We start from the raw sequence: 6,463 nt of genomic DNA, 5'->3' as shown, positions 1-6,463 counted from the left end.
AACGGTGCACGCGACGGTCGACGACGCCGTCGCCGACCTGCACCACGTCTTCGCGACCTGCCCGCGACCGCGGCATATCGTCAAGACGGTGCTCACGGCGCGCGGCGCGGCGATCGAACTCCGCGCGATCGGCGATCGCGGGCTGCGCTCGGGCCTGATGTTCGGCCCCGAACGCGCCGGCCTGGATAACGAGGACATGGCACGCGCCGACGCCCTCATACGCTACCCCCTGAACCCCGCGTTCATGTCGCTCAACCTCGCGCAGGCGGTGATGGTCATGGCGTACGAATGGTGGATGGCCACCGACGACACGCCCCCGCGCGCCCTGATGACCAACGAAACCCACGTTGCGACCAAAGGCGAACTGAACAATTTCCTTCGCCATCTGACAGCCGATCTCGACGAATGCGGTTTCCTGCGCAACGAACAGAAACGCCCCGGCATGATCCGCAACCTGCGCCATTTCTTCGAACGCGGCGAAGTGACGGAACAGGAACTGCGCACCCTGCACGGCGTGGTGACGGAACTCTCGCGCGGTCGGAAAGGCCGCCCGAAGGACTGAACCGTTTGGCTCGTCCGGCCGGCGTCACTCGCTAGCCCCTCAGCCGCCGACGCAGATCGTGTAGCAGACGCATCGGCGTCCGGCTCACACGCTTCACGTCGACCAGCGTCACATCGCCCGCCGCCGACAGCGTGTGCAGCCCGTCGCCATACGGCTCACTCCACCGCCCGGGCGTGAGCCCTCCGTCAACCCGCGCCTCAACTCGGTCGGGCGACAGATGGTCGAACCCCAGAAACCGGATCGCCCCGCCATAGGTCCGCGTGCAGTCCTGCATAGGCATCATCAGTCGGCCATCACAGACGACCGGCGTCCCGCCTGGCCGCCCGCTGGACGCGTCGATGCGCAGAGGATTGGCCGGATGCAGGGTCCATGGTCCGGTCAGGGCCGGTGCGAACGCCGCCCACAGCACGCTCTGCCGTTCGTGCCGGTCCCCCGGTGGCGTGAAGAACATCCACCAGCGCCCATCCCAGAAAACAGGTGTCGCGTCGATCGCGGCCACCGGGAACGCGAACGCCTCGACCGCCTCCCACGCATCGGGGAAACGCGTGGCGCGATACAGGCGCAGTCGGCCGGAACGAAACGATTCCGGCAGCATCCAGATCTCGCCCGCATCCTCGATGACGACCGGATAGGACAGATGCCACGCCTCACGCAGCACTGTTCTGCGATCGATCACCGCGAAGCGCTCGTCCAGCGTCACGACGTCGATGTGACCCACGCGATTGCGGTAGTCGTAGCCTTCGACAAACACATGCAGCCGCCCGTCGCGCCAGATCCCGAACGGGTCCGCCAGAAAACGCAGCGACCCGATATCAGGCAGCCAGTGCACCGGCAGCCCCTCCACCGTACCACGCGCGACGATCTCGGCCATGGGCGCCTCGACCACGGCCGTGCGCCACAGATCAGTACGCAGCAGCGGCACGCGCGTCAGTCCTTGTGCGTGCGCGCAACCGTGCGTGTGACCGAACGCATCGTCACCAGCTCTTCCGCCGAGGTCGGATGAAGGCCCACGGTCCGGTCGAAATCCCGCTTCGTCAGACGCGCGGTCACCGCGATCGCGATCCCCTGCAACATCTCCGGCGCATCATCACCTACAATATGCGCCCCGACCACGATCTGGCTCTCATGATCGACAACCAGCTTCATCAACGTCCGACGCTCCCGGCCACTCATGGTATGGCGCATCGGGCGGAACCTCGCGACGAACACGTCCACATCACCGCGCTCCGCGGCTTCGGCTTCGGTCAGCCCGACGCTGGCGGCCGGTGGCGTGAAAAACACGGCCTTGGGCGTTGTGGCGAGCGACCATTCGCGCGGATGCCCCTCGCCAAACAGGGCCTCGGCCAGATGATGCCCCTCGGCGATCGCCGTCGGCGTCAGGTTGTACTGGTCCGTCACGTCGCCAATGGCGTAGATGCCGGGCTCGGCGGTCTGCAATTCGGCGTCGACCTCGATCCGGCCGTGCGGTCCCAGGACCACCGCCGTCCGCTCCAGACCCAGCCCTGCGATCTTCGGCGCCCGTCCCGTCGCGAAAAACACGCAGTCCGTCTCGATCACGGACCCATCGTCCAGCGTCACACGATACCCGCGCACGTCCGGGTCGATGCGGCGCGGCGTGCGCCCGGCGTGACGCGTGATCCCACGAGCCGCGATCGCCTCATCGAGCATGTCACGCACATCTTCGTCGAAGCCGCGCAGTGGCTTGGGCTGCCGGTAGACCAGATCCACCGTCGACCCAAGCCCCGCGAAAATCCCGGCAAACTCGACACCGATATAGCCCGAGCCGACAATGCACACCCGGTCGGGCCGTTGCGGCAGATGAAACGCCGCGTCGGAGCTGATCGCGTGCTCGATCCCCTCGATGACCGGCATCACGGGGGCGGAGCCGGTGGCAATCACGATGCGGCGTGCCGTAACCCGCACGTCGCTGGCATCGGGTGCGAGCTCACCCGGCCCGATCACGACCGTCCGCGCATCCTCCAGACGTGCGAAACCGGTGAACAACGTCACACCAGCCTTTTCCAGCATCGTGACGTAGATGCCGTTCAGCCGGCTGATTTCCTTGTCCTTCGCCGCAATCAGCGCCGCCCAGTCGTGCTGGCCGTGCAGGGTGTCCCAGCCGAACCCGTGGCTGTCGTCCACCAGATCACGATACTCGCTCGCCTGCACCAGCATCTTCTTCGGCACACAGCCAAGATTGACACACGTGCCGCCCCAGTGCCGGGCCTCGACAATGCCCACCCGGGCGCCAAGCGACGCCGCGATGCGGGCGCACCGCACACCGCCGGAGCCCGCTCCGATGACAAACAGGTCGAATTCGGCGCTCATGCGGTACTCCTGTCCCTCTGGACGATCAGCGTTCGACGAACGCCTTCTCGACGACATACGCGCCGGGGCGGCTCATGTTGCCCTCGTCGAATCCGCGCGACTGCAGCAGCGCTTCCGTGTCGGCCAGCATCTCGGGCGATCCGCAGATCATCACGCGGTCATGCTCGGGATCAAGCGCGTCGATATTGAGATCGGTGAAGATCTTGCCGCTCTCGATCAGCTTGGTAATCCGCTCCGTCACCGCGAAGTCCTCGCGCGTGACCGCCGGATAATACAGCAGCTTGCCCGTCACGTCCTCACCCAGAAACTCATGCTGCGGGAGTTCATGGCGGATCAGATTGGCATAAGCCAGCTCGCCCGATACACGCACCGTGTGCGTCAGGATGACCTTCTCGAACCGCTCATAGCATACCGGGTCGCGGATCAGGCTCATGAACGGCGCCAGCCCCGTCCCCGTCGACAGGAAGTACAGATTGCGGCCCGGACGCAGGTTGTCGACCAGCAGCGTCCCGGTTGGCTTGCGCCCGACCAACACCGTGTCCCCGACTTTCACATGCTGCAGGCGCGACGTCAGCGGGCCGTCCGGCACGGCGATGGACAGGAACTCCAGATGATCCTCGTAGTTCGCACTGGCGATCGAGTAGGCACGCAAGAGCGGCTTCCCCTCGATCTCGATGCCGATCATCGCGAACTGACCATTCTCGAACCGCAAGGACGGATCACGCGTGGTCGTGAAGCTGAACAGCCGGTCGGTCCAGTGATGCACGCTCAGCACCGTGGTCGGGCTCAGATGACCGTATTCCTTGGTGGGGGGCGCCAGATGAAACACCCCGGGCTCACCCGCGACAGGCGCAAGGCCCGTCAGATGATCGGCGTTGGGTTGGATCAGCGTCTCGGACATCGCGTCAGTAACTCCCGCTGTGCATCAGGCGGTCACAGGACCGTCGGTCTGGCGCGATCACGAAAACGCGCCTTGTCATTGGAACCGCAGCTTTTAGGCGCAGGCAGCGGCTTTTTCCAGTGCAAATGCGTCCAGTATTGCGATTCAATCTCATCTGATCAGTGTTTCGGACAGATCGAACCGATCAGTCCGGCAGAACGATCACCATAGAGCGGGCAAATTTTCCACCAACCGCGCCCCTCCGCATTGTCGCCGGTTCGTGATTGCCCCACAAACTGGGACCATCATGACCGCATCGTCCCCCGCCCAGACCGCTACCGACCGCGCCATCGCCGAATCCGGCCTTGTTATCGAAACCCGCGAACTGCCACGACTGGTCCGGCGCGTCGCGCGCAGCCTGACACCCGGCGAGGACACGATCGACCAGACCCGCTTTGTCGAGGCGCTGTGCCATGTGCGCCGCAAGGGCTGGGTCTCGCGTATGATGGACCTCACCCGCCGCAGCGGCGACGTGTGGACCAGCCGCGCCGACATGGAACAGGCGGCCGAGACCATCGCCGCACCTGAACCCGACGACGCGACCCTTCTGGCCACCGTCGCCCCCATCACCGCAGAGCGGCTGGCCACGCTGGCGCCGACGCCGGCACAAACCCTGGACATCGTCCGCGCCGACCTGCTCGACACCGGCCGCATCCTGTCGGCCAGCCAGACGGCAGCGCTGGCCAGGACCATCGCTGCCGCGTTCGGCACGGCGGACGACGGCTTTGCCGAACGCGCACACGCCGAGGCCAGCCAGCGTGCCGAGACGGACGCCCGGATCGAACAGACCTCCCGCGCCCGGCGGCGCGAGGAAGAAGAACGCCTGCGCGCCTGGGAACGAAGCCTTGTCGAATTCCGCGACGTGCCGCGCATCCTGCACTGCTCCCCGCGCGAGGCCCTCCGCTGGATCGCCGAAAACCGGCTGCCCGTCGCCCGGCGCCTGCCCAACGCCGACGGGACAGAATTGTGGCAGTTCGATCCGGTCGAGCTCAAGGCGTTGCGCGGACGTCTCTCCGAATGGCGCGCGCCCGCCACACCGCCGGAGGTCAAGGCCGATGAGGGCAACCGCAAGGTCGGCAACGCCGCCATCGCACGTGTCGCCGCTCTTGACCGCTACGCCGCGCATTTTCGGACCGCACGCGCCCTTGAACGGCGCATAACCTTGGTCACCGGCCCCACCAACAGCGGCAAATCCTACACCGCGCTCAACGCGCTCGCCGGTGCCGACAGCGGCCTTGCCCTCGCACCGCTGCGGCTTCTGGCGCATGAATTCCGTGAATCCCTGATGGCGCGCGGCGTCGAGGCCTCGCTGGCCACCGGCGAGGAGCGGATCTCCGTCCCGGGCAGCCGCCATCTCGCCGCGACGGTCGAGATGTGCCCGTTCCACAACCCCGTCGACGTCGCCATCATCGACGAGGCCCAGATGCTGGCCGACACCGATCGCGGCGCTGCCTGGACCGCCGCCATCATGGGTGCCCCGGCCCGGCACCTGTATGTGCTGGGGGCACCGGACTGCATTCCGATGGTCCGGCGTATCGCCGAATTGTGCAACGATCCCCTCGACGAGATCACGCTCGAGCGTAAGAGCCCCCTGCGTGCCGCACGCGACCCGGTGTCGATGGGCGAACTGCGCCCCGGCGACGCCGTCATCGCGTTCTCACGCCGCGAAGTGCTGGACCTGCGCGCCGCCCTGATGGCGCGGGGGCGTCGCGTGGCCGTCGTCTACGGTGCGCTCAGCCCCGAAGTCCGGCGCGCCGAAGCCCACCGCTTTAACAGCGGCCAGGCCGATATCCTGATCGCCACCGATGCCATCGGCATGGGGCTGAACCTGTCGATCCGCCGGGTTGTCTTCGCCGGCCTGCGCAAGTTCGACGGCAGCCAGACCCGCGATCTGACGGCGCAGGAGGTCAAACAGATCGGCGGCCGCGCCGGGCGGTTCGGCAAGCACGAAGACGGCGTCGTCGCCGTGCTCGCGGGAGCCGGCAGCCCCAGCTTCATCAAGGCCATGCTGAACCACCCGCCGGAGCCGCAGACCGACCTGCGCCCGCTCGTCCAGCCCGACTCCGATATCGTGCGGGCCGTGGCGGCCGAAATCGGCTCGGAGTCCCTGTATGGCGTTCTCGCGCGTATCCGGCGCGCGGTGCTCCGTCACGACGACCCGAACTATCGCCTCGCCGACATGGAACAGGCGTTTGCGATTGCCGCCGCGCTCGAAGGTGTGGATGGTCTCGACCTGACCCAACGCTGGACCTACGCCATGTGCCCGGTCGACGAACGTGACAACGGCATCACACGGCTGGTGCACTGGGCGGCCGATCATGCCGCCGGGCGGCGCGTCACGCCCCCGGGCGCCGGTCGTTTGGTCCCGCCTCCCCAGGCCGGGCGCGAGGACCTTGAACGCGCGGAAAAGCGCCACAAGCGTCTGGTGGCATGGCGCTGGCTCGCACTGCGCTTCCCCGCCACCTACCCCGACGCAGACGAGGCCGAGATCGCCACCGCCGTGCTCAACGACTGGATCGAAGACGTCCTTCGCCAGCAAAGTCGCGCGCGTGGCGATGATACGGCCGCCGTACAGCCACAGCGCGCCAGACGCCCGGGGGGCGGCGGTCGCCCGCGCCGCACTGCGGGACGCT

General features: G+C 67.0%; 5 protein-coding genes. 2 read left to right on the top strand and 3 right to left on the bottom strand.

The features are described from left to right. Positions 1-562: RNA methyltransferase (locus tag HUK82_RS13575; RefSeq protein WP_176614470.1), on the top strand; the 562-nt coding region annotated here is incomplete at its 5' end. Between the two features lie 31 nt (positions 563-593). Here the strand turns inward: HUK82_RS13575 and HUK82_RS13570 are convergent. The 3 genes from HUK82_RS13570 to HUK82_RS13560 are packed head-to-tail and all read right to left on the bottom strand — an operon-like array spanning position 594 to position 3,791. Further along, positions 594-1,484, bottom strand: coding sequence for a glucosamine inositolphosphorylceramide transferase family protein (locus HUK82_RS13570; protein WP_176614469.1), 891 nt, complete (start codon positions 1,482-1,484; stop codon positions 594-596). A gap of 5 nt (positions 1,485-1,489) precedes the next feature. Continuing rightward, entirely contained in the window at positions 1,490-2,890 is a 1,401-nt protein-coding gene (gene gorA / locus HUK82_RS13565; RefSeq protein WP_176614468.1) for a glutathione-disulfide reductase, read from the bottom strand. Positions 2,891-2,915: 25 nt separating this feature from the next. Continuing rightward, entirely contained in the window at positions 2,916-3,791 is an 876-nt protein-coding gene (locus HUK82_RS13560) for a ferredoxin--NADP reductase (protein WP_176614467.1), read from the bottom strand. Positions 3,792-4,077: 286 nt separating this feature from the next. Between HUK82_RS13560 and HUK82_RS13555 the strand changes: the two genes are divergently transcribed. Further along, positions 4,078-6,463 (top strand): helicase-related protein (locus HUK82_RS13555; protein ID WP_176614466.1); only part of this gene is annotated, 2,386 nt, incomplete at its 3' end.

The sequence above is a fragment of the Ameyamaea chiangmaiensis genome (assembly GCF_013376175.1).
Classification (GTDB): domain Bacteria; phylum Pseudomonadota; class Alphaproteobacteria; order Acetobacterales; family Acetobacteraceae; genus Ameyamaea; species Ameyamaea chiangmaiensis.
Note: the sequence above shows the minus strand (reverse complement) of the source record. Positions and strands in the feature narration are given on the sequence as shown.